The organism is Thermoanaerobacterales bacterium (assembly GCA_030019475.1).
Lineage (GTDB): Bacteria > Bacillota > Desulfotomaculia > Desulfotomaculales > JASEER01 > JASEER01.
In genome coordinates, this window is the sequence record JASEER010000004.1 from 13745 (window position 1) to 36178 (window position 22434).

Below are 22434 nucleotides of genomic sequence, written 5' to 3' on the forward strand. Positions count from 1 at the left end.
CCTATTTCGATCCCGGCGGCGTAATTCCTGCCTCCAGCAGCCTGCGGAGGGACGAGGTGAAGCGGCGCTGATCGGCGGGCGTCCGGCGGGCGGGGCCGGGAGTGCGGCCCCCCGTACGCCGAAAACGGGCCTTGATCTCTCGTTCCTCAAGGAGGAAATCGATGGTCTCCGGCTTAAAGATGCGGCCCCCCGGGGAAAGGGCGCGGGCCCCCCGTCCCAGGACCACGGCGGCCAGACCCCAGTCCTGGGTAACCACGATGTCCCCGCAACCGGCCAGGTTGGCAATCTTTATGTCGGTCTCCTGGGGGGCGTCCCCCACGGTTATGTGACGGTCAGAGGCGATATCATGCTTAAAGCTGGCGACTGTCCAGACCGGAACACCGAATTCCGCTCCCAGGCGCAGGCACGTCGCCAGGGCATCCCTGGGACAAGCGTCAGCGTCAATGATGATTTTCACTGTGAGGAGCCTCCGGCGGGGGCGATGATGCGGATGGCGCCGGGCAGGATGTCGAACGTGGCGGGGAGAAAACCTGCGAGTTCGCCGTCGGCCTCAACGTGGACCCATTCCTCCGAGGTTATGGTCACCGTCCGGCAGCGGCGCTGGATCAGACGCGGGTGGCCCAGGTGGCGCCCACAGTACACCCTGAGGAGCAGGGGAACCCGGCCCAGCCGGCCGACGCCGTTCAGGGTGATGATGTCGAAAAGGCCGTCATCGGGGACGGCGTTGGGGGCGACAAACATCCCGCCGGCGAAGTAGCGGGCATTGGCGACAACAGCGATGGTCAGGTGCAGGTCGTGAGACGGCTCCCCGTCAATGGAAAGGCGCACTTTCTTATTACGGTAGCGGGCTAGCGAGGCCAGGGCGCCCCAGAAAAAGGAGAGAAAGCCGCCGAAGAGCTTGGTCGTCCGGTTGACGCGGTCGGCGGTCTCGCCGCCCAGCCCGGCGTCGGCGATGTTGACGAAGTAACGCGTCCGGCTCGGCCCGCCCGGCTGGTGGAAAACAATACGCCCGACGTCGAACGGGCGCACGGCGCCGGTGGCCAGAATGGCGGCAGCCTGCCGGATCTCGCGGGGAATGCCGAGGGTGCGTACCAGGTCGCGTCCGGTGCCGCAGGAAATGATCCCGAGGCGGGGCCGGGTCTCCGGACTGCCCGGGGCGGCGAGGATGGCGTTCACCACCTCGTTGGTCGTCCCGTCCCCGCCGACGGCGATCAGAGGGTCGTACCCCTGGGCCACGGCCCGGGCCGCGAGGACCGTCCCCTCGCCGGGCGCCTCCGTCCGCGCCAAATGATAGCGTATCCCGGCTTCGTCCAGGGCGCGGGCGGTGAGCGGCCACGCCCGCCCGGCGCGCCCGTGGCCGGCGGCGGGATTGAGAATTACAAAGGCGGTTGATCCGTTCATTGCATCGAAAACAGTTCAACGACCGGGGGAAAAGTCCTCCATATCCTATTCGAGTTTAACGCCCCGGCGCCTCAGTTCCTCGAGCTTGCGCGGGGAACAGTCGGTACAACGGAACTCGGGCTTTTTGTCCTTTATCCGGTCGTAGTTTTTTGTCCGGATCAGGCGGTAGCCGGTGGCGCGGCGCCCGCAGTCGGCACAGATCACATCCTCCTTTATCTCCCACTGGGGTGCCAGGACGGCCGACGTAAAGATAAACTTGTCGACCCAGAAGAAGATCAGGCCGCCGATAAGGTTGGCGACGATGGTCGCGAAGAGTTCGCCGAAGGGGTTCAGCCACCATAGGACCACGGCCAGGATCGGGGTGGAGAGCTGCCAGCGCAGCAGGTAGAGCGCGTATCTCCTCAGCATGACAAGGTCACCTCTGTGAGTAGAGTACCATCCTGCGGGGCCTGGCGTCATGGGGGATATACCGGAAGTGATGCGTGATGCGCGTGGGCCAGGACGTAAGGCTGTCGGCCTCTACGGCACAGGGCCCCGCGTTATGGATGAGCAACGGTACCCCGTCCGGGCGCCGGCGGTCCGACACGATCCCGATGTGCTCCAGGGGCGGACCGTAAACGACGATGTCGCCCCCCTGCCATTCACTCAGGTTCTCGGCGTCACCAGGGCGGACGACGGTGGTTAAGGAGACCGCTTGGCGCCGGAAGAAGACGATCAGGTTCGAGACGCGGCGAAAATCGATGTTGGGGTCCGGCTGTCCCCTGACGCCCGGGTAGGCATGCGGGTGGGCGCGGATATCGGCGTCCACCATGGACTTCAGGTCGTACCCGGCGGCGCGGAACGCGCGCCAGACGACGTCGGTGCACGCGCCCTCGCCCTCCGGCGGATAGCCGCCGGCGTAATAAGCACCGCTGTACTTTGTCCGCCGGCGTGCTTCCTCCCTGGCCCCGCCGACCAGGTCATCGGCGTCCAGAACCCCGTCGGCATCGCGGTCGATGCGGGCGGCGACACGTGGCACCTCAACGGCCCCGGCCGGGCCGATCGGGGGTAAAACCTGCCGCGCGGCGGGCCAGAATACGAAGAGGGCTCCCGCCACCGCGGCACAGCCGAGGACCCCGATACAGGCGGCCATCCACTTCACCCGGGACATGTGCGATACCCCCGGAACGGGCAAGAATTGTTACCGTCCGTTGTTCGCCCGTCCCTAATGTTTTTCCTTCCGCAGTGTCAGATTAGAGTTGAGAGCCGGATTACTGTTATTGAGAAACCTCCCACGGGGACAAAGCTTTGTGTTACCATGGCGTCGAGACAGTAAAAAGGTGGCGATAGCGTGAAACGTTTACTGGTTCTGGCCGTGGGCCTGCTCGTGGCTCTGTCGGCCGTGGCGGTGGCGGGCTGTGGCGGGGATAAGAAGAAACCGTCCGCGCCGCCAGGTGATGTGGATCAGCCGGCGACCATGCCGGTGGCGGTCTATTACCTCAAGACCACCGACAAGGATATGTACCTGGTACGCGAGGTCCACGAGGTGGCGCGGACGGAGGACACCATCCGGGCTGCCCTGGAGGAGTTGATCCACGGGAACCCGGTGACCGAGGGGGCCGCCCGCGTCCTGCCTCCGGAGACCAGGGTCCGGGGCGTTAAGGTGGACAACGGCCTGGCGACCGTCGATTTCTCGCGCGAGGTCCTGCAGGCCAACGTCGGCGCGGTGGGAGAGGCCCTGGGCATTCAGAGTGTCGTCAATACTCTGACCGAGTTCCCGGATATCAAGCGCGTGGCCTTCCAGGTCGAAGGCGGCCTTGACGAGCGTGCAATGGATTGGTGGGGACATGTCGGCCTTCATGAGCAGCCCTTTACACGCAACCTGTCGACCGTGTGGGAACCGGCGATCTGGGTAACCTCGCCCCGGCCCGGAGACAAGGTGGAAAGTCCCCTGAAGGTGCAGGGCAGCGCCCGTGTTTTCGAGGGGGCGGTGAGCCTGCGCCTGACGGGGGATGACGGGCAGAAGCTCGCCGAGACCTGCACCACGGCCGCAGCCGGTGCTCCGGAACGCGGGGACTTTACGGCGGAACTGACTTTCAGCGCCCCCATGGGCGGGCAGGGGCGGCTGGAGGTTTTTTGGAACAGCCCCAGGGACGGGAGCGAACTTGACAAGGTTCAGATACCGGTGAAGTTCTAAATACGGGATGGTTAATGTGAGAAAGGCCGGGCATGCCCGGCCTTTCTCCTTTTGCCCCGAAACGCGGAGCTACTTTTTTTTAAACGTTTCACACTTGGTGTGATCGGAGTTCATTGCGCTGGCCGCGTGATTGCGATCCACCTGAATCATCGGGGCGTCGCACTTCACGTTCTTGTTATACTCGCACTCGGTGACGGTGCACTTGATGTCGGGCACGGGCTCACCCCCTTTCAGCGTTCTCCTTTCAGTATTCCCAGGCGGTGGGCCGATATGCATAATTTACAACTCTATTTCTTCACCAAGAGAGAACAGGTAGAGGTACCGTTGAGCCACGGGCCGGCCGAGGATCCCTTTCACGGCGCGGGCATAAAGGGCGAGCTGGCCTTCATACCGGGCTTTTACCGTCCCGGTGTCACCGGGGCGGGCGCGGTCGGTCTTAAAGTCGATGAGCACCAGTTGCCCGTTCTCCTCCTCGATAAGGCAATCGATGATCCCCTGGACGAGGACGGCTTCGCCGGTCAGGCCCGCTGCCCTGTCACCGTAGATCTCGGTCGCCGGCAGGGCCAAGCTGAACGGCAGTTCGCGCCACACGCCGCGCGCGGCGCGGACCCGCAGCCCCAGCGGGGAGGCGAAGAAAGCGGCGACCGCTTCGGAGTCGACGGCGGCGGCCTGCGCCGGAAGAAGCAGCTCCCGGCTGACCATAGCGGCGAGTTGGTCGGCGATGTCGGCGGCGTCCAGGGGCCGCTGCAGGTCGAGGTGTTGCATGACCGCGTGCCAGGCGGCGCCGCGCTCCGGCCCCGTAAGGGCACCCTTCGAGAGCAGAAAACGGGGCCGGCTGCTGACCGGGGTGGAGAAGGTTCGGTCGGCGGGGCCGCCCTCTTCGGCTTGCAGGGCGGCGAAGCGGCCTTGGACCTCAGTTACGGTGACCTTGGCCGGGAGAACCATGGCCGCGGGCAACGGGTAGGTCCAGTCCAGGACGCGGGCGGCGGCTTGCAATGTTGCGGGATCGGCCTGCTTAACAGGGCATCCTTCGCGGACCGCGTTCAGGGGCCCTGGCGGGACGACCGTCGGCCGCGTGCCCGCGGCGTCGGAGACATCTACCAGGTGGATGCTCCAGGTGGAAGGATCATCGGCCAACGGACCGCCCGGCTGCAGGGCGGCACCGGCCAAGCGGCGGATCGGGTCCGCTGCGGGATGGCGCGCCAACGCGCCGCCAAGCCAGTCCAGGGGCGTACGCGCGGAGAGCAGGTAGGCGTCCGGCAAGGCCGGTTGGGGATGCCGGGTGAGCCTGCACCATTGCGTCGCCGCCCGGCGGAGGTTTCCTGCGCTCCCGAAAAGAAGGAGACGCTCCCGCGCTCTTGTCATGGCTACGTAAAGCAGGCGAAGCTCTTCGGCCAGGCTCTCCGCTTCCAGGCGCCTGGCGACCGCGTGCCGGGCGAGGGTCGGGTATGCCAGGCGCATGTCGGGATCGACCAGGTTCGGTCCGAACCCCAGTTGTTTGTGCAGCAAAAGGTCGCTGCCGCGGTCGGAACGGTTGAATCGCCGCCCCAGACCGGCGACGACGACCACCGGGAATTCCAGGCCTTTGGCGCGGTGGATGCTCATGATCCGGACGACGTTTTCGTTCTCGCCCGCGGGATGAGCGGCGCCCAAATCGGCCCCTTCCTCCTGGAGGCGGCCGATAAAGAGAAGGAACCGAAAGAGGCCGCGCAGGGACGTGCGCTCAAACTGCCGCGCCCGGTCATATAGCGCCTGGAGATTGGCCTGACGCTGGGGGCCTCCGGGCAGGCCGCGAACGTAACTCGGATACCCCGTCTCGCGGTAAATGCTCCAGATGAGGTGCGCGACGCTTCTCCGCCGGGCAAGGGTGCGCCAGCGCTCCAGGTCGGCGAGAAATCGCTGCAGCACGTCCGCCGGGGGGTGGCCGGAGTGGGCGGCGGCCCGCACGGCATCGAGGAAGTCCCCCTGCGGTGCGGCGAGGCGGATGCGTGCCAGGCCCTCGGCATTCAGACCATACAAGGGTGAACGTAAGACGGCGGCCAGCGGGATGTCCTGGCGCGGGTTGTCGATAACCTGCAGAAGGGCAAGCATTGTCTGGACCTCGACGGCGGCGAAGTAGCCGGTTCCCAACTCGGCGTAAGCCGGCAGGCCGAGGTCGTGGAACTCTTGCAGGTAGACATTCGCCGGTCCGCGCGTCGCCCGGAGCAGGACTGTAACGTCCCGGTACGTCAGAGGCCGGTACCCGCCCGCATCCGGGTCGTAGACGAGCGGCCGTTCCTCCTCCACCATCCGCCGGATCCGCCGGGCCACGGCGCGCGCCTCGACCTGAAGAGCGTCAAGGTCTTCCGCCGGAACGGGGTAGTCGGCACTTGCTTCCCCTTCCCCTTCGCTTTCCACTTCTTCTCCCTCTTCCGCCTGCCGGGCCCGGCCTCCAGTGAGCGATCGGTCAATAAGATGGACTTCGACGGGGCCCGCAAGGGTCGGTGCCCCCTGGGGCGGGGCAGGGTAGGACGCCCGGCAGACGAGGACGGTACGGTCATCGTAAGGGATCTCCCCCGACGCGGCGGTCATTATCTGCCGGAAAACAAAGTTGACGGCGGTGACAACACCCCTGCGGCAGCGGAAGTTGTCGGGCAGGTCGATGCGGATGCCCGGGCCGCCGTGCCGACCGTAGGCAGCGTACTTACGCAGGAAGAGGGCCGGCTCGGCCAGCCGGAAACGGTAGATGCTCTGCTTGACGTCGCCGACCATGAAGAGGTTCGGCTCGGCCGTACCCTGCCGGGAAACGAGCTGGAGAATGGTCTCCTGCACGGCGTTGATGTCCTGGTACTCATCGACCAGGACCTCAGTGAACCGCTCCCTGCAGGCAAGTGCCGTCTCCGAGGGCCGGGGGCACCCGGGGGTTGAGCCAGGGTCGATAAGCACCTGCAGGCAGAGGTGCTCCAGGTCATGGAAGTCAAGCAGCCCGCGGCCGCGCTTGATCCTGGAATACGTCGCCGCGAACTCCCGGGCCAGATCGGCGAGGGATCTCATAGCGGGAGCCACGCAACGGAGGTCGGTAAGGAGTTCGGCTGCGGGACGGGCAAAAAAGGTACGGCATAGTTCGGAGAAGGCGTCTTTCGCTTTTTGGCGCCATTTTTGGGCATTCGCCTTCCGCACCGGGTCGATTTCGCCTCCGCGGCAAGCCGGCAACCGCCTGAAGGCGTCGACGGTGAAGGCCTCGCGCAGGGCTTCCCACGGTTCACCCTGTTCAACGGCCGCAAGAAGCCGCTCCAGGGCGGCCAGATCATCCATTAGGACCGGGACATAGGGCGCGGGCCCGCCGGGGGCCTGCGCCTGGGCAAGGGCGTCCACAACTGCACGGTGCGCCCCCTGAAGCACGGTGGCGAGGTGGCGTCGCACCTCCCCGGTCCAGGGAAGGGCGTCGAGGTCCTGGTCCGCTGGCACATCGAACGCACCGGCGGCGCCGGCGAGCCACTCCATGGGCCACGGGTGGCTATGGGCGAAGTCGTGCAGCCGGAGCACGATCTCCTGCAGCCGGCTGTCATCCCGCGGGCCGCCGTAGATATCCACGAGGGCCAGGAAGGAAGGTTCGCCGGAGGCGTAGCGGGCTTCAAAGAGTTCTTCCAGGGCGTCCTGGCGTAACAGGGCCGCCTCGGTATCGTCGGCGACCCGAAAGGCGGGATCAAGGTCCAGGCGGTGGAAGTTGCGGCGCAGGACATCAAGGCAAAAAGCGTGCAGGGTCATAATCGGGGCGCGTGTCACCAGGGCCGCTTGGCGGGCAAGGTGGCCGGACCCGGGGTCTTCATCCAGGGCCCGGGCGAGCGCCGTCCCGATGCGCTGACGCATCTCGGCGGTGGCGGCGTTGGTGAACGTCACGACCAGCAGGGTATCGATATCCACAGGGTCGTCCGGGGATGTGACACGGCGGATGATCCGTTCAACCAGGACCGCCGTCTTCCCGGCTCCGGCGGCCGCCGAGACCAGCAGGTTCACGCCGCGGGCGGTGATGGCCCGTTCCTGCGACAGCGTCCAGAGCTTATGCGTCATTTCCGCTCTCCCCCCCTTCCCCGCTGTAGCGGCGCCGCAGACGGCTCCAGAAGGCCTCGGGCGGCTCCTCGCGTAAGATGCGGAAGAAGTTCTCCCGCAACTGCCGGTCAAACCGGCAGACAGCGGGGTACGGGCAGTAACGGCAGGCCGTCTCATCTCCCAGGCGGTAGGGCGCGATATCCACCACCCCGTCGGCGATATCCCGGGCGGTTTCGGTCAGCAACGCGTGCAGGTGCCGCCGCAGCAATTCAAACTGCTCGCCGCTGAGCACGCGCGAGTTCGCACCGAACCCGTCCCTTGTCAGGTGGACCGGGATAAGGTCGGAAACCGTACGGGCCTCGCGGTCCATCAGGGCGACAGCCTTGGGGTCGGCGAGGACGTAGCCGTCCATGCGCAACCGCCGGAGGAGGCGTCTTTCCAGCTCCGTGCCCTGGAGAGGCCCGTGGTCGTGCAGCAGGGGATTCTGCACGGTAAAGTACAGGATCCCGGCCGGCAGCACGGCAATGTTGGAGATACCGAGGATGTTTCGGGCACGGGCCAGAGCGATATCGAGGTAGGTCAAAAGCTGTATCTTCAGCCCATGCTCCATCTCAGGTATGGTCAGGCGGGCGCGCCCGGACTTGTAATCGATGACGCGGAGCAGAAAGCCGGACGGGGTCCGCGCCACGTCGATGCGGTCGATCCTCCCGGCCAATTCGGCCCCTGGAAGGCGAAGCGGCCCCAAGGGTGTGTCGGGGCCGAAGGCGAGTTCCAGTGCCACGGGACGGAAAAGGCCCCGGCGGGCATGCTCACCCAGCACCATCGCGGCGCGCTCGACGGTACGCTGCAGCTTGCCCGTGAGATAGCGGTGGCGGGCGGTCGACAGCAGGATCTCGCTTTGCAACTGCGGGGCCAGGCCCGCCACGATACAGTCCGTTAGAGCGGCGCACTCGGCGGCCGTAAGATCCCCCCACTCGCGACCTTCCCGCATGAGTTGTCCCGCGAACTGCTCCAGGGCGGCGTGGAAGAACCGGCCCAGATCGGGGGGAGCCAGCCTCTGGACCGGGCGTTCCCTTAAGCGCAGGCCGTGTTCCACAAAATGAGCAAAAGGGCAGGCACGGTAGCGCTCAAACCGCGAGACGCTGGCCCGGATCGGCCGGCCGAACAGGCGTGCGGCGGTGTCCGGGTGCAGCCGGGAGTCCTGGTTGACATGAAACAGGGCGGCCGTCGCACGGCGCAGGGCGGGGGCCCACGCCGGCCGGGAGAGAAGCCAGTCATAGGCGGCCCACCAGATTGGGTGGATCGCTTCGCCGTCCCGTGCCGCCCGGAGGCGATCCACCAGGTAGGCCAGGGTCGGGCCGGGCCGGGTCACAAAGGCCGTGTCATCACCCCCGGTCGGGGCGGTGAAGCAGACACTTACCCGGACGCCGGGCAGGAGCCGGCGGATGCGCTCGATGACGGGCGACGGAGCGAGGGCGTTGCCTTCCTCATCGGCCAAGGGGTAACTAATCCAGAGATACCGGCTGGCACGAGTGAGGGCGATGTACACCAGGTACTGCTCGTTAAGAAGGCGCCGCCTCGCGCCGGGGGCCAGCTCAAGGCCGATCTCCTCGAGGCGTTGGCGCTCGGCGTCATTCAAGAGGGCATCTTCCGCGGAACGTGCGGGCAGGACTCCGTCAACCGCCCCGAGGACGAAGGCGGCCTGGATTTCCGGGCTGCGGGAGCGTTCAAGCGAGCCGACGAGGACCTGGTCGAGCGCCGGCGGGATGAGGCCCAGCCGGAGCGCCTCGATCCCGGAGTCGAGCACGCGGGCATAGTCCGCCAGAGAAAGGGAGCGCTCGCCGAGGGCCTGCACCATCTGATCCAGGACATCCAGGACACCATCCCAGATCTGGGCGTGTTCCTGGGCCTCTTCCAGGCGCCCCGAAGCCTCGGCCTCCCGGCGCCACGCCTCGATCCCGGCGGGGACTTCCAGTTCCTCCAGGAGCCTGAACAAGGCGGACGTGAGGCCCAGTACGTCCCGCGATTCTGCCGCCGAGCGGCAGAAGGCGTGTAACGCCCCGATGGCGCGTTGCCGGGCATTGTTGATGGCCGCCAGTTCTGCGGCCTCTTCCGGGGACGGGGCCCGGTCTTCCCCCTCCCCGGCCAGAGTGAAACGCCGCCGATAGGTCCAGGGTCGTCCGTCCGTCCAGCGGTCGCCCCGGATGCCGTGGGCCAGGACGTAGTTTTCCAGGCGGTCCACTTCGTCCCTGGTCAGCGGTGCAAGGTCGGCCTTCAGGTATCGGAAGAGCGGTTCGAAGTTCCAGCCGGTGACCGCCACCTCCAGGGCGGCGCGTATCAACTCCACCAGCGGGTGGTGGAGTACGGGGCGCTTGTGGTCAATGAAGAACGGGATGCCGTAGTCCGTGAAGACGCAGGCGATGAGTTCGTGGTAACCTTCGAGATCCCGCAGGACAACGGCGGTATCCCGCCAGCGGAAGCCATGGTCGCGGACCAGGCGGATTATTTCCCGGGCCGCCCCTTCCACCTCGGCACGGCGGTTTGCCGCGGATACAAGGGTGACCTCGCCCGGACCGGCCTTCTTCTCCGCGGGTGCCGGGCGGACGTAAAAGCAGCGCTCCAGGTGGGCGAGCGCCGGCGCACCGGCAAACCTGGGGGGCGTCCCGTTGTCCAGGATGAGCGGAGGTTCTTCGGGGACGCCTTGCTCGGCTGCCAGGGCGCGCACCCGGGCCAGAGTCGTCCGCGTGGGATAAAACACATCGGTCTCGCCGGGCGGCTCGTCGGCATAACGGCCGTCAAGGCACAAGGCCAGGTTGACCTGCGGCGCGCAGCGTAAGAGCTGCTCCAGTACGGCATATTCCTGCGGGGTGAAGCCCGCAAAGCCATCGACCCAAAAAACGGCTCCGTTCAACGAGGCCGCCCGGGGTAGGGATTCGGCAAGCAGGTGCAGGTAGTCGTCGGGATCGGTGTAACGCCCCGCCAGGACCTGTTCCAGGGCGTCATGAAGCAAGGCCAGGTCCGTAAGTTTGTCGGCCAGGGGGTCCGGGGAATGGCCGGCGAGATCTTGGGCGGCGCTTATGAGGTGGGACGACGTTAGGCCGTAGACCTTGATTTCCGATAGTGCGTGTCCGACCAACCCGGCGAAGCCGGGCTGGTTCGCGGCGCGGCCGAAAGCCCGCAGGCGTGGCCGCAGCTCTTCAAGCAACGCCCTGAGAAGCATATGCTTGGCGAGGTCGCTGAGGTGCGGGCGGACGGCGCCGCCGGTCTCTTGCAATACCCTGTGGGCCAGGCGCCGGAAACTGGTCACCTGGGCCCGAACGGTCCCGCCCAGGCCAGGGGAGGTCACTAGAGCGTATTCCGTCTGGAAAGTCGCCTGCTCGGGAACCAGGAAGATGAGCGGCGGCCCGTCGGCGCTCCGGTGCAGGGCCGCGCGGATCTCGTCCAGGCAGCGCCGTGTTTTCCCGGTACCGGCGCGCCCGAGGATAAGTCGGAGGGACATGACGCCTTACCCCCTCTTATTGCGGGTCCAAAGGCTTAAGCGGGGCCCGGTGGCACTTGCCGCGGGGATGGGGGGCGGCCACGCCGCCTTCGTCGGCCAGAACGAACACGGTATCGGCCGCCCCGGTCAGGTGCTGATCGTGGGTGGCGACGATGACTTGCCGGTGAAGGTCCTGGGTCACGAGTTTTAAAAAACGGGCAAGGTCAGAGATGTACTGATCGCTGAGGTGCCGGGCCGGTTCATCGAGAATCAGCGGTCCGGGCAGGGGCGGACGGGCGACGACAAGCATGGAGAGGCGCAGGGCCAGGCCGATCAGGTCCACCAAGCCCCCGCCATGCGCCCGGGCCAGCGGCTCCCCGTCGCACAGCGCGCCGTAAGGTGTCGCCAGAGCAAAGAGGACCGTCGTCTCCCCCTCGGAGCCGTCGCTGTGGATGCGAAAGGAATATCCCACGCCAAAGACAGTCTCCAGCGCGAGATTCACTATCCGCTCTACGGTGGCGTATGTTTGTCTGCGAATCGCGGCGGCCAGCTTCTCCAGGAGAAGGCTTGCCAGGCGGGTCTGTTCCTCGCGGCTCTCGTTCCCCAGTCGGGCGGCCGCTGCGGCGAGGTGGGCCCCCCGCAGCCGGCCGAAAGCGGCGGCACGCTGGGAGACATCTCCCTCCACGAGGAAGGGGGGCGAAAACTGATCGGCCAGATTCGGATTCACCGTTCGACCATGACCGAGGGCTAAAGGGCGCATGCCGTGCGCCGCTAAAACCGCCGGCGGGATGCTCATCCCATCGTCGGGGACGGTTAAAGGCGCCTGCCCCGGGAGACGCAGGATGTAAGTGAGGTCACCCCCGTGGCGTTCACGGGCAACCATGGCACCGTCGTCAAGAAGCGCGGAGACCCTGCACCAGTAGCTCCCCGCACGCCGAAAGTCGGCGCCCGGCGGATGGTTGAAAAAGAGCCAGCCCAGGGCCCGGATGAGGGCGCTCTTCCCCTGCTCGGCTTCACCGACGATGACATTCAGTCCGGGCGAGAAAGCGAGCCTTGTATTGCGATGGTTCTGGAAGTTCTCGACGTGCAGGCAGCTGATGTGCAAGCTAAACGGCCACCTCCCGGCGGGCGGCGGCCAGCAGCCGCAGGGCTTCGTGAACGACTTCCGGGGAGACCCCGTCCTCCTTGGCCTGCAACACCAGGTCCGTTTCCAGATCATCCGCACCCTCCGGTGCCCCGGCAGACGCACCTGCGGCCAGGCGGCGGAGGGCCTCGCCACAGGCGGCCGCCAGGACGCCGGCCTCGGGGTCGATGACCTGTGGACCTGGCAAGGCGCTGGCCAGAGGGATATGGGTGGCCACAGGCAGAGGGCCGGCGTCGAAATCAAGCATGATGACCTGCGGGCGGCGCACCAGGTCGGCCGGGTGCGCCGACATTCGCGCCACTGATCCCGGGTTGACAAAAAGCTTGCCCTGGAGGTGGACATCCGGGTAGCCGAAATGCGCGTGGCTGCCAAGGGTAACGTCGGCCTCGGTAAAGGGCGCGATGTCCGCGATAACGGTATGGGAAGGGCCATGCTCCAGGGGCGCGTCAAGGAGCATGCCGTGGGCAACGTGAACGGCGACGTCGCAGTCGTTCTTGGTAACGCAGTAATCCAGACGGGGGTCGCGGCGGTCGATGTCCCGGTGAAAGTGAGTACCCGTCAATTGTATCCGTTGGCGCCCGTCGTCAAGGTAAACGGCCCGGCCCTGGGGCAGCAGGCGTAGATGTCCCAGGCGGGCGAGAAAACCCAGCATTGTCCGGCCCATGGTGCCCGGGTCGTAGGCGAAGACGTCATGGTTTCCTGCCACCGCATAGACCGGTGCGCGCAGTGCGGTGAAAAGCGAAAGGAACTCACCCGCCTCCGACAACGAAGGACAGGGCAAGTCAAAGAAGTCGCCGCCGTGTAGTACGGCCTCAACTCCCAGTTCGTTGGCCAGGGCGACGATCTCCGTTAGCTTGGCCTTCAGGCTGGCGGCGAAGTCATCTTGCCGGACAGGTGGATTTGTGTTGCGGATATGGGTATCGGTTAGATAAAGGAGTTTCACGGGCGCCGCACCTCGCGCGTTTCCTTTTGGCAAAAGGATTCGCGTTGCCGGCGGCAAAGTCCTGCCCCGGTTTTCGGGCCCTTTGTAAAGGGCCGTTTCTAAGCGAGCGGCCCTTCTTTTTCATTACGGACCTGGGAGTGGAAGATGTTTTCCAGGGTGTCCGGCGCACCGGGCTCGACAATCCTGACGTCGCTGATTACCTCGCGTACGCCCCGCCCCTTGGCGGCCGCTTCCCGGGCGGCCTGGATTTCACCGGGATCCTCGGTCCGGCCGACGAGCCGGACAATGCCCCCCTCGACTTTGGCGCCCACCCGGGCGACATCCAGGCCGCGGGTCTGGGCGAACTCCTCCATGACCTCCTCGAGGACCTCGGCGTCCGTGATCTGACCATCGGTACTGATACTAACGTCATTCTCTAGCGCCATGACGCCGGGCAACGCGGCCAGCGCATGGCTCAGTTCCTCTCTTTCGGCAAGGGTATCGACGATACCGGTGACCACGACCCGGCCGTCGCGGACTTCGGTACGCAGGTGGTAGTTGGCGAACCGGGGATCCTCTTCCAGCAGGTCCTTCGCACGCTCGGCGAGCAAGCGGTCTTTACTTTGCACCAATGCCGGCGTCACCTCCCGCCGTTAGTATGCCCGCGGGAGGGAAAGTTAGAAGGCTCGGCCTGCACCGCGCCGGGCTACTCTGCAGGCTGGACGGTATCCTGATCCGTACCCGTAGCGGCGTCAGGGGCGGGTGCCATGTCAGGAGCCGGGGACGCCGGCTCCTGTTGTCCCCCGGCAGCGGAAGGACCGCCCGCCGGGGCCGCGCCGGAGAGCGTATTCAGAAAAGAGACCAACTCCGGGGATGCAAGGCGGAGACAGCCGGGGCCGTGGAGCCCCGACACGAGGACGGTTTCCCCGTACGGGGCACCGATCGCGATTTGCCGGCCGTCCTTAAGATCGATACGGAGTTCATCCAATGGAGGCGGTTCCTCGCTGTAAGACTCGCCGCGCGCGGTGACCAGCCATTGCACAATTTGTTCGAGTTCTTCGGGGGTTATCGGGCGGACGCCTTCCTCATCCTTGACATACTTGGCCCCCAAGACCTGGTCGCGCGTCAGCGCCGGGACGCTGAGGGCGTGCATTTTGTCGCCGGCCGCGCCGTTGCCCGCACGGGCCGTCTGGCTGACGTCCTGCGCCTGCCAGCGGGCTTGGGCCGGGACGGAAGGAGCGGGCGGCTGCTGTACCCGGGCCGGGCCGGGTCCAGGCGGACGGGAATCGGCGGCGGCCGGGGCGCCCTCCACCGTCAGATCGTTTTCAGCCATAAGATATAATTCCTCGCGCTGCCCGTTGACTTCGCTTCCCGGGGAATCAACCTTATCGCGCGCAGCGGACGTTCCCGCCGGTGCCGTTTCCGCCGGCGGCACGCCCGCGCCCTTGCCGGGGGCGGGTTCGGAGGAGGCCAAAGGCGGCAGCCCTCGACTCGTATCATGGCGGAGGCCCGTGCCGATCCCGAAGATGAGGCAGACCACGGCGGCCATGGCCACGATGCTTATCCAGGGCCGCTGGTGCCAGTGCGGCCGCGGCGTCCGGTGCACGCTGACCCACAGCCGCTTCCACGCCGACTGAACGTCCAACACGTCGGCGTTCAGGGCCGTAACGTAGGCGGCGAGGTGCCGGTCGACCATTCCGGCCAGGGCGCGCAGTTCAGCTTCCTCCTCCCTGCAGCGGGAGCAGCTATTAAGGTGGTCAACCACCCCGAGGGCGTCAGCAGGCGTCAATTCGCCGTCCACATAGGCCATCAGCGTTCCCTTGTCATGGCACATACTCAGGCACCCCCCTCGCGGCGGTTATACTCGTCACGAAACCTTGACCGGGCTCTGGCCAGGAGCGTGCCCACCGAGGATGGTTCCACCCCGATAATTTCCGCTATCTCGGCGTAACTGTATCCGGAAAAGCGTAGCAAAAGACAGGTCCGGTCACGCCGGGACAGGGTTTCCAGGACGGCACGCACATCCCGCACCTCTTGCCGGCGTGTGACCGGGTCGACTCCGGCCCGGTTGTGTTCGTCCTCGGCGGCGATCTTCAATTCGCGCCGGCGGCGGTTCTGCTCCTTTTGCAGGTGCTTGTAAGCCAGATTGACGGCCACCTTCCGCAGCCAGGCCGGAAGGTTATCCTGGTGGCGCGGAGGGTGGGCGTATAGCTTGAGAAAGGTCTCCTGCGCCAGATCCTCAGCGGTGTCCCGGTTCCCCAGGATATAGGCCAGTTGCCGGAAGATTTCCGGGTAATAACGGTCAAAGATCTGCTGGAATTGCTCCAGAGTCAGATCGGCTCCCTTGAGAAGTCCTCCCCCTGAGATAGGTCCACACCCCCTGGACCGCTCTCTAGTTATCTAATCGAAATGAGCGGTCGGATGTGACGCAACGTGAGAAATTTGGCCGCCCGGCTGATGGAACAGGCACGGCGGGCACAGTAAAGCGGACGCCTCACGCCCGGGGCTGGTGACGTGCCATTCCGGCCCGAACACGTCAGCCTGTCGGGTGCTCCTATAGATAGCCGACGACAAGATCCCCTACTTCGGACGTTGAATAACCCATCCGGCCCGCGGCAAGGCTCTTGAGGTTCTTCGCGCAGACCTGCCGGATGCCGTTCTCGACGGCCGACGCCGCCTCCCCCTCTCCAATGTGCTCCAGGAGCAAGGCCAGGGCGCCGATGGCCGCCAGGGGGTTAATGACATTCTTCCCGGTGTACTTCGGGGCCGAGCCGCCGATGGGCTCAAACATCGAGACGCCATCCGGATTGATGTTGCCGCCGGCGGCGATGCCCATCCCGCCCTGGATCATGGCCCCCAGGTCGGTGATGATGTCGCCGAACAGGTTATCCGTGACGATAACGTCAAACCATTCGGGGTTCTTGACCATCCACATGGTGATCGCGTCCACGTGGGCATAATCCCGGGTGATGTCGGGGTACTCGGCCCCCACCTCGTTGAAGGCGCGCTCCCAGAGGTTGAAGGCATAGGTCAGGACGTTGGTCTTGCCGCAGAGGGTCAGTTTCTTCGCCCTGTTACGCTTCCGGCAGTACTCGAAGGCATAGCGCAGGCAGCGCTCAACGCCCTTACGGGTATTGATGGACGTCTGAATGGCGACCTCGTCGGGAGTTCCCTTCTTCAGAAAGCCACCGCTCCCCGCGTAAAGGCCCTCGGTGTTCTCCCGGACCACGACGAAATCCACATCCTCCGGCCTCTTCCCCTTCAGGGGGCAGTCCACTCCGGGGTACAGCTTGACGGGGCGAAGGTTGATGTACTGGTCGAGGGTAAAACGCAAGTGGAGCAGGATACCCTTCTCCAGTATGCCCGGCTTGACGTCGGGGTGGCCAATGGCGCCAAGATAGATGGCGTCGAACTTCTTGAGTTCCTCGACGGCATTGTCGGGCAGGACCTCCCCCGTGGTCAGGTAGTGTTCCCCACCCCAGGGAAAAGTGACCGTTTCATAGGCGAAGTTGAATTTACAGGCAACGGCCTCCAGGACCTTGAGGCCCTGGGCGATCTGCTCGGGGCCCGTACCGTCTCCGGGAATAACGGCGATGCGATGCATTAACCAAGCCTCCTGTACCTATCATAGTATCGTTATTCTTCGATACTATTCGCCCCCAGCATACCCAACTCCTATCGCGAATGACACAAAATAGCCCCGGAGCAGTCGTTTCGGGGACCGATACGCGGCACACACTAGCCCTAAGGAGGGATGACGCGTGCGGACGATCCACTTTGATCTGGGGCCCGAGGTGGAAGCGCGCGACTTCGTCCGGTTGGCACGGGCGTTGCCGCTGGTGGAGCCGGAAGACCGCCTGGAAATAACAATGGAAGCTGCCGACGTCCACCAGGCCGGCCGCGTGTTCACCATGCTGCGTGAAAACGGTTTCGACTTCCAGCCCAAGGGGAGCCATGAGGGCTTGCTCTATAAGGTTTCGGCCTGGCGAAGAGCCGTTCATTAAAACCAAACCGCGTCGCGGTTAAATGCCTGCCACGGTCCCGATTTCAGTTCCCGCTTTACTCGCCTCGTTCTTGGGGGCCCAAACTCTCCAGTTTTACCCTTGTCCCTACCGACAGGGCGAAGAAGGGACGCAGCCTTTCCCATGCCGACCCGGCGGGGACGGCGATCTCCAGGGTATCCGCCGACCCGGTGGTGAGCATAGGCTCACCGTACCGCCCGCCGCTGTAAGAGGGGTGGTAGGGCAGGTCAAGGGTGCCCCCGCCGGACGAGAGCCGGTAGGCTCCGGCGCCGGGAACGGGAGGGATGTTGGTTACAACGTTGCCGAAGCGGTCGATGTGCACGACCTCCCCTTCCCTTCCGCACCTGTGGAAGCGAAGGACGGTTCCGGGCTCGCTGGGCCTGCCGAGGGATGCCGGGTCCGCGCCAGCGGCCAGGCGGGCGGCGGCCGGGGCGAAAACATCGCGCCCTTCGAAGGTGCGGCAGGCCTCGAGGGAACGTGGAAGGGCCCAGGCGGAGGTCAGGCCGTCGTCCTCGGCGGCCGGCAGGAGCAGACCATTGTCCGGCCCGACAAAGAGGTACCGCCGGGTGCGGATGACCAGCGCCTGGCGGTCACCGCCCACCCCCGGGTCTACAACGGCGCAGAAAACAGCACCCGGCGGGAAATGGCGGTAGGAAGCGAAGAGCAGCCAGGCCCCATCCCGGACGTCCTGCGGCGCTATGTCGTGCGCCAGGTCAATGACCGGGCAGCCGGGGGCCAAACGGGCGATGACCCCTTTAAGAATGCCCACATAATGGCTGAATCCGAAGTCGGTCAGCAGGACGATCACCGGAGGTCACGCGGGCCGGCCCCGCCTCCTTGCCCGCTTTCCCCAACAACATGGTAAAGCATACGTTGCGGTCCGGGGCGCGTGTCTCCGATACGGTAGGCATTTTTCAGAGCGGCTGCCGCCTCGCCGGGGCGGACCGGGTCATTGACATGCATCACGGCCAAGGCCTCGTAGGCGTCCACGGGGTCGCCGATCTTCTTGCGCAGGACCACACCGACCGCCGGGTCGATGGACGCCTCCTTGGTCAACCGGCCGGCGCCGAGGAGCATGGCCGCCCTACCGACGGCGGCTGCGTCAATCGCCTGTACGAACCCGGCGGCCGGAGAAGGAACTTCGATCCGCCGGCGGGCCCGGGGCAGCCGTCCGGGATCGTCCACGATGGATACGTCACCCCCCTGGGCGGCCACCCACTCCCGGAAGCGGGCCAGGGCCTTTCCTCCCGCCAACAGGCCTTCCAGGGTCTCGCACGCCCTCCCGGTATCCGGAGCCAGGCGTCCCAGGACGAGCATATGCGAGGCGACGAGAAGGCAGAGTTCACGCAGGTCGGCCGGTCCCTCGCCGCGCAGGACGGCCAGGGCTTCGGCCACCTCCAGGGCGTTGCCCACGGCCCGGCCGAGGGGCTGGTCCATGTTGGTGATCAGGGCCGTGACGGCCAGCCCTTGGGACTGCCCGATGCCCACCATTGCCCGCGCCAGTTCCAGGGCGTCTTCGGCCTGCCGCATGAAGGCGCCGCTGCCGGCCTTGACGTCGAGGACGACGGCGTTCGCGCCGGAGGCGATTTTTTTCGACATGACGCTGGCGGCGATCAAAGGGACGCTGTCCACCGTCGCCGTGACATCCCGCAGGGCGTAGAGCTTCTTGTCGGCCGGGGTGAGGTTGCCGGTCTGGGCGACAATGGCGAGTCGGACGGCGCGGGCCTGGGAGACCATCTCTTCCGGCGAGAGCGCGGTCCGGAAGCCGGGGATGGACTCCAGCTTGTCAATCGTGCCGCCCGTGTGTCCCAGGCCACGCCCCGACATCTTCACCACCGTGCCTCCCGCCGCCGCCACCAGAGGGGCCACGACGAGGGTCGTCTTGTCTCCAACGCCGCCCGTGCTGTGCTTGTCCAACTTGATGCCGGGAATGCCGCTCAAATCGGCTCGTTCGCCCGAGTCAACGATGGCGGCCGTAAGGTCGGCCATCTCCCGCACATCCATCCCTTTAAACCATACGGCCATCAGCCAGGCGGCCACCTGGTAGTCGGGGATCTCCTCCCGAACGTAGCCGTCGATGAGGTAGCGGATCTCCTCCGCGGTAAGGGCTTCCCCATTGCGTTTCTTTAAAATGAGGTCATACATCCGCATTCCCTATGACTCCCCTTTCTCCCTGCGGACAACGCTCTTCAGGAAACTCTCCCCGGTGGGCCACCGAAGACCGAAGGCGGCGGCAATCGTGGCCGCCACGTCGGCAAACGTCTCGCGGGTGCCAAGCGCGCGGCCTGCCGGGCGGGTCGGGTTGAAGACCAGCAGCGGCACGTACTCCCGCGAATGATCGGTGCTGGCGGTCGTCGGGTCGCAGCCGTGATCCGCCGTGATGATCAGTAGGTCCCCCGGACGCAGGAGCACCGTGATCCCGGGCAGGGCGGCGTCGAAGGCTTCGAGGGCGGCGGCATAGCCGCGGGGGTCGTTGCGGTGGCCGTACAGCATGTCGAAGTCCACGAGGTTGGCGAAGATCAGGCCGCGGGCGACATCGGCGGCCGCACCGGTGATGGCGCGGAGGCCCTCGTCGTTGTCGGCGGTATGGATGGCCCGGGAGATACCGCGGCCGGCAAAGATGTCGTAGATCTTCCCCACGGCGGTCACAGGCACGCCGGCCTTCGAAAGGGCGTCAAGGACGGTCGGCCCGGTGGGAGGCAGAGAGAAGTCGTGCCGGCGCTCGGTGCGGCGGAAGTTCCCCGGCGCACCGGTGAAGGGGCGGGCGATAACGCGCCCGACGGCGTGTTCGCCCTGCAGAATCTCGCGCGCGATACGGCAGATCCGGTACAACTCGTCCACGGGGATGACGTCTTCGTGGGCCGCGACCTGGAAAACGCTGTCCGCCGAGGTGTAGACGATGGGGTAGCCGGTGCGCAGGTGCTCCTCCCCCAGTTCCTGGATGATCACCGTCCCGGATGCCGGCCGGTTGCCCAGGGTGCGCCGGCCGATGAGCCTCTCGAACTCGCCGATAACCTCCGGGGGGAAGCCCTCGGGATAGACAGGGAACGGGCGGTCCAGGATCAGTCCGGCCAGTTCCCAGTGGCCGGTGGTCGTGTCCTTGCCGGGGGATCGCTCCGCCATCCGCCCCCACGACGCCCGGGGTGTGAAAGCCGGGGGGACGCCGTCGAGCCGGATGACGTTTCCCAGGCCCATTGCGGCCAGGTGAGGGAGTTTCAGCCCTCCGACGGCTGCCGCGGTATGGCCCAGGGTGTTGCTGCCGGCATCGCCGTAAGCCGCGGCGTCGGGCAGGGCGCCGCACCCGACGCTGTCCAGGACGATAAGAAAGACCCGATCAACTGTCGTCAAAAAAGCCGTCGCCTCCGTTAGGACTTTCTAGATAACGTTCCCGGCATGGTTGTCCCCCTTACGCCCGCGGATGGGACGCGTCGTAGACCCGGCGCAGCTTGGCGGTGGTCAGGTGGGTGTAGATCTGCGTCGTTACGATGTCGGCGTGGCCTAGAAGTTCCTGCACGACGCGGAGATCGGCGCCGTTGTCCAGGAGATGCGTGGCGAACGAGTGCCGCAGGGTATGGGGGGTAACCGCCTTGGCGATCCCGGCGGCGCGGGCGTAGCGCGCGACCAGCTTCCAGACCGTCTGGCGGGTTAAGGGGCGTCCACGGCGGTTCACAAAGAGCACCCCGCTGCGGCGCCCGGCCAGGGCGGGGCGTATGCCCTGGAGGTAAACGCCGAGCCAGTGCGCGGCCATAGAACCGAGCGGAACGATGCGCTCGCGGCTGCCCTTGCCGAGACAGCGAACGAACAGCTTCTCCAGGTCAACGTCGCGGACCTGCAGGCCCGTCAGTTCCGAGACACGCAGCCCGCAAGCGTACAGGGTCTCCAGGATCGCGCGGTCCCGCACGCCGAGAGGCGACTCTGAGCCTGGAGCGGCCAGCAGCCGCTCCACCTCGGTGACGGTGAGGACCCCGGGCAGGTGCTGTGCCGGGCGCGGGGATACGATTTCGGAAGCCGGATCCGCGGGAAGGAAGCCTTCGTCGGCCAGGAAACGCATAAGGGTTTTGATAGCCGAAAGGTGGCGGGAGATGGTCGCCGGGGCCCGGGCCGCGTTCTGCAGCTCAATGAGGTAGGCCGTGATGTGGCCCCTGGTAACGTCCTTGAATCCCGCCACTCCGCGCCGGTGGAGGTAGGAGATGAACTGCTTGAGGTCGGTGGCGTAGGCCCGCCGCGTGTTGGCCGCCAGACCTTTCTCGACCTGCAGGAAGTCCAGGAAGCTGTCAAGCGCGGTCAGCATCTTCGTCTCCGTCCGTTGATGATACTTATCCCTTCGCCCCGCAGGAAGAAAATCCTACCTGGTGCCGCGGTAGTAATCTTTAAAGAACTCGATGATGCCTCCCCAGGGGGTCGTTTCAGCGGTGGGGCCGAGGGCGGGGTCGGCCCCACCGCCCGCGGTGGTGGAGAGGATGCCGTAGAGCTGAGTGCACAGGACGGTGATGATGATAAACAACAGGAGCAGGCGGAAGGCAAATAAAAGCTTGTGTTTCAGGGACGAGACGATAAAAAGGACCAGCGGCCGTTCCATTTTTCCCCGCACCTCCCTCCTTCAATCGCCGACAAGAGCCAAAACGGCCTCCAAGAGGTACGGGCTCAGGTAGGCTTCGATCAGCCCCGAGCCGGCGGCAATGGCCAGGCAGGCCGCCGCCAGGCCGGTATAACGGACGAGGTTGGCCCAGATGTTGACCTGGGGATTAAAGCCGCGACGGATAAGGAGAATGGAGAATGAAAGAGAAGCCGCGGCGGCGATGACGATGGCCGGGATCAGTATCAGGTTCTGTGGCAGCAACGCCGCGGCGGCGAGCAGCACCCCCTGCCAGCCGCGATCCTCGATCAGCAGCAAAACGGCGAAACCGAGGGCGAAACCGCGTACGAAGAGGAGCCCCAGCATGACGGGGATGCCGATCACCGACAACCCGGACAGGTATATCGCTCCGAAAAGCATCAGGTTATTGACCGTCGACGTGCGGAGGACGGCGCCGCTGTCAATCTCAAAGCCGGCAGGGTGAGTGAACAGGCCCCTGATGTAGGCCTCCAGTTCGCCGACCTGTTCGCGGTGGAGGCCGCAGGCCGACCAGATGCCGGTGGCCAGGCCGGCAGCGAACACGACGACGACTACCAGGTAGAGCGCCCAGTTGCGCTTGAGCGAAGCCTGCCAGAACCGGCGCGCCGTCAGCATCCTGATCCTCCTCCCGGCCCGTCCTAATTAGA

At 65.8% G+C, this 22434-nt stretch carries 21 protein-coding genes; 2 read left to right on the forward strand and 19 right to left on the reverse strand.

What is annotated here, in order from left to right; all coding sequences use genetic code 11:
- Position 1: 1 nt before the first annotated feature.
- From QMC81_01685 to QMC81_01700, 4 genes are read right to left on the reverse strand one after another with little or no spacing between them, the layout of a single operon-like run.
- A complete protein-coding gene (locus QMC81_01685) occupies positions 2–457 on the reverse strand; it encodes a DUF188 domain-containing protein (GenBank protein ID MDI6906185.1) in 456 nt (151 codons plus the stop codon).
- The gene (locus tag QMC81_01690) at positions 454–1401 is read right to left on the reverse strand and encodes a diacylglycerol kinase family lipid kinase (GenBank protein ID MDI6906186.1); all 948 of its coding nucleotides are present in this window, start codon (positions 1399–1401) and stop codon (positions 454–456) included. Before QMC81_01690 ends, QMC81_01685 begins: the two co-directional genes overlap by 4 nt.
- A 45-nt stretch (positions 1402–1446) precedes the next feature.
- Complete coding sequence (locus QMC81_01695; protein MDI6906187.1) at positions 1447–1809, reverse strand: hypothetical protein; 363 nt, start codon at positions 1807–1809, stop codon at positions 1447–1449.
- A gap of 7 nt (positions 1810–1816) precedes the next feature.
- A complete protein-coding gene (locus tag QMC81_01700; GenBank protein ID MDI6906188.1) occupies positions 1817–2551 on the reverse strand; it encodes a DUF1287 domain-containing protein in 735 nt (244 codons plus the stop codon).
- 180 nt (positions 2552–2731) lie between these two features.
- Between QMC81_01700 and QMC81_01705 the strand changes: the two genes are divergently transcribed.
- Positions 2732–3577, forward strand: a complete 846-nt coding sequence (locus QMC81_01705; GenBank protein ID MDI6906189.1) for a Gmad2 immunoglobulin-like domain-containing protein — start codon at positions 2732–2734, stop codon at positions 3575–3577.
- Between the two features lie 69 nt (positions 3578–3646).
- Here QMC81_01705 and QMC81_01710 read toward each other — a convergent pair whose 3' ends face one another.
- The 9 genes from QMC81_01710 to QMC81_01750 all read right to left on the reverse strand — a co-directional run bounded on the left by QMC81_01710 (position 3647) and on the right by QMC81_01750 (position 16754).
- Complete coding sequence (locus QMC81_01710; protein MDI6906190.1) at positions 3647–3793, reverse strand: DUF1540 domain-containing protein; 147 nt, start codon at positions 3791–3793, stop codon at positions 3647–3649.
- A 63-nt stretch (positions 3794–3856) separates the two neighbouring features.
- Entirely contained in the window at positions 3857–7627 is a 3771-nt protein-coding gene (gene addA / locus QMC81_01715) for a helicase-exonuclease AddAB subunit AddA (GenBank protein ID MDI6906191.1), read from the reverse strand.
- The gene (addB, locus tag QMC81_01720; GenBank protein ID MDI6906192.1) at positions 7617–11105 is read right to left on the reverse strand and encodes a helicase-exonuclease AddAB subunit AddB; all 3489 of its coding nucleotides are present in this window, start codon (positions 11103–11105) and stop codon (positions 7617–7619) included. Before addB ends, addA begins: the two co-directional genes overlap by 11 nt.
- A 16-nt stretch (positions 11106–11121) precedes the next feature.
- Positions 11122–12189 carry an AAA family ATPase gene (locus QMC81_01725; GenBank protein MDI6906193.1) on the reverse strand — a complete coding sequence of 356 codons (1068 nt, stop codon included), beginning with the start codon at positions 12187–12189 and terminating at the stop codon, positions 11122–11124.
- A 1-nt stretch (position 12190) separates the two neighbouring features.
- Positions 12191–13171 (reverse strand): metallophosphoesterase family protein, encoded by a 981-nt coding sequence (locus QMC81_01730; GenBank protein ID MDI6906194.1) that lies wholly within the window; start codon positions 13169–13171, stop codon positions 12191–12193.
- Positions 13172–13269: 98 nt separating this feature from the next.
- Positions 13270–13779 (reverse strand): BON domain-containing protein, encoded by a 510-nt coding sequence (locus QMC81_01735; protein ID MDI6906195.1) that lies wholly within the window; start codon positions 13777–13779, stop codon positions 13270–13272.
- A 77-nt stretch (positions 13780–13856) separates the two neighbouring features.
- Entirely contained in the window at positions 13857–14984 is a 1128-nt protein-coding gene (locus QMC81_01740) for a zf-HC2 domain-containing protein (protein MDI6906196.1), read from the reverse strand.
- A 2-nt stretch (positions 14985–14986) separates the two neighbouring features.
- Positions 14987–15460, reverse strand: a complete 474-nt coding sequence (locus tag QMC81_01745; protein MDI6906197.1) for an RNA polymerase sigma factor SigX — start codon at positions 15458–15460, stop codon at positions 14987–14989.
- A gap of 244 nt (positions 15461–15704) precedes the next feature.
- Complete coding sequence (locus QMC81_01750; protein MDI6906198.1) at positions 15705–16754, reverse strand: 3-isopropylmalate dehydrogenase; 1050 nt, start codon at positions 16752–16754, stop codon at positions 15705–15707.
- 157 nt (positions 16755–16911) lie between these two features.
- Between QMC81_01750 and QMC81_01755 the strand changes: the two genes are divergently transcribed.
- The gene (locus QMC81_01755; protein ID MDI6906199.1) at positions 16912–17154 is read left to right on the forward strand and encodes a hypothetical protein; all 243 of its coding nucleotides are present in this window, start codon (positions 16912–16914) and stop codon (positions 17152–17154) included.
- A 55-nt stretch (positions 17155–17209) separates the two neighbouring features.
- Here QMC81_01755 and QMC81_01760 read toward each other — a convergent pair whose 3' ends face one another.
- Genes QMC81_01760 through spoIIM form a run of 6 tightly spaced genes read right to left on the reverse strand, consistent with a single transcriptional unit; the run spans position 17210 to position 22402 of the window.
- The gene (locus tag QMC81_01760; protein ID MDI6906200.1) at positions 17210–17980 is read right to left on the reverse strand and encodes an SAM-dependent chlorinase/fluorinase; all 771 of its coding nucleotides are present in this window, start codon (positions 17978–17980) and stop codon (positions 17210–17212) included.
- Positions 17977–19323 carry a thymidine phosphorylase gene (locus QMC81_01765; GenBank protein ID MDI6906201.1) on the reverse strand — a complete coding sequence of 449 codons (1347 nt, stop codon included), beginning with the start codon at positions 19321–19323 and terminating at the stop codon, positions 17977–17979. Before QMC81_01765 ends, QMC81_01760 begins: the two co-directional genes overlap by 4 nt.
- 3 nt (positions 19324–19326) lie before the next feature.
- The gene (locus QMC81_01770) at positions 19327–20520 is read right to left on the reverse strand and encodes a phosphopentomutase (GenBank protein ID MDI6906202.1); all 1194 of its coding nucleotides are present in this window, start codon (positions 20518–20520) and stop codon (positions 19327–19329) included.
- A gap of 58 nt (positions 20521–20578) precedes the next feature.
- Positions 20579–21463 (reverse strand): site-specific tyrosine recombinase XerD, encoded by an 885-nt coding sequence (gene xerD, locus QMC81_01775; protein MDI6906203.1) that lies wholly within the window; start codon positions 21461–21463, stop codon positions 20579–20581.
- A 54-nt stretch (positions 21464–21517) separates the two neighbouring features.
- Positions 21518–21751 carry a hypothetical protein gene (locus tag QMC81_01780; protein ID MDI6906204.1) on the reverse strand — a complete coding sequence of 78 codons (234 nt, stop codon included), beginning with the start codon at positions 21749–21751 and terminating at the stop codon, positions 21518–21520.
- A gap of 21 nt (positions 21752–21772) precedes the next feature.
- Positions 21773–22402: a stage II sporulation protein M gene (gene spoIIM / locus QMC81_01785; GenBank protein MDI6906205.1), complete on the reverse strand. Its 630-nt coding sequence runs from the start codon at positions 22400–22402 to the stop codon at positions 21773–21775.
- Positions 22403–22434 lie beyond the last annotated feature (32 nt).

Bases quoted from the DNA above. Each gene is read 5' to 3' on its own strand.
- xerD (MDI6906203.1), bottom strand. From the start codon at position 21,463: ATGCTGACCGCGCTTGACAGCTTCCTGGACTTCCTGCAGGTCGAGAAA.
- spoIIM (MDI6906205.1), bottom strand. From the start codon at position 22,402: ATGCTGACGGCGCGCCGGTTCTGGCAGGCTTCGCTCAAGCGCAACTGG.
- QMC81_01695 (MDI6906187.1), bottom strand. From the start codon at position 1,809: ATGCTGAGGAGATACGCGCTCTACCTGCTGCGCTGGCAGCTCTCCACC.
- QMC81_01765 (MDI6906201.1), bottom strand. From the start codon at position 19,323: ATGCGGATGTATGACCTCATTTTAAAGAAACGCAATGGGGAAGCCCTT.
- QMC81_01690 (MDI6906186.1), bottom strand. From the start codon at position 1,401: ATGAACGGATCAACCGCCTTTGTAATTCTCAATCCCGCCGCCGGCCAC.
- QMC81_01740 (MDI6906196.1), bottom strand. From the start codon at position 14,984: ATGTGCCATGACAAGGGAACGCTGATGGCCTATGTGGACGGCGAATTG.
- QMC81_01750 (MDI6906198.1), bottom strand. From the start codon at position 16,754: ATGCATCGCATCGCCGTTATTCCCGGAGACGGTACGGGCCCCGAGCAG.
- QMC81_01700 (MDI6906188.1), bottom strand. From the start codon at position 2,551: ATGTCCCGGGTGAAGTGGATGGCCGCCTGTATCGGGGTCCTCGGCTGT.
- addA (MDI6906191.1), bottom strand. From the start codon at position 7,627: ATGACGCATAAGCTCTGGACGCTGTCGCAGGAACGGGCCATCACCGCC.
- QMC81_01780 (MDI6906204.1), bottom strand. From the start codon at position 21,751: ATGGAACGGCCGCTGGTCCTTTTTATCGTCTCGTCCCTGAAACACAAG.
- addB (MDI6906192.1), bottom strand. From the start codon at position 11,105: ATGTCCCTCCGACTTATCCTCGGGCGCGCCGGTACCGGGAAAACACGG.